We start from the raw sequence: 273 nt of genomic DNA, 5'->3' as shown, positions 1-273 counted from the left end.
CTCAAGGACCATAGAAAACGCCAGGCATCGCCTGGCGTTTTTCTATGGCCTCTAAAAATCCTATCGATGCATTCAATTTTTGTTGTTGACACATTGGGAAAACAAAGAATAACGAATCGTATTAAGCTCACCCCGCGAGTCTTCGTAGGTCATCAACCGTTGATACACCTCGCAAGTACGGGGATCCTGGGACTGACGCACAAATTTTGCAACATCAATCTTCATTCCATACTTGTAGTCCTGAATCTCTGGTATTGGCTTATTATTTTTCGC

General features: G+C 43.2%; 1 protein-coding gene. It reads right to left on the bottom strand.

Annotation, left to right across the window (positions count from 1 at the left end; genetic code table 11):
* Positions 1-72: 72 nt before the first annotated feature.
* Positions 73-273: DUF2790 domain-containing protein (locus AAEZ09_RS28280; RefSeq protein ID WP_350601649.1), on the bottom strand; the 201-nt coding region annotated here is incomplete at its 5' end.

Source organism: Pseudomonas sp. 65/3-MNA-CIBAN-0223 (assembly GCF_040310425.1).
GTDB classification, from domain to species: Bacteria; Pseudomonadota; Gammaproteobacteria; order Pseudomonadales; family Pseudomonadaceae; genus Aquipseudomonas; species Aquipseudomonas gregormendelii.
Note: the sequence above shows the minus strand (reverse complement) of the source record. Positions and strands in the feature narration are given on the sequence as shown.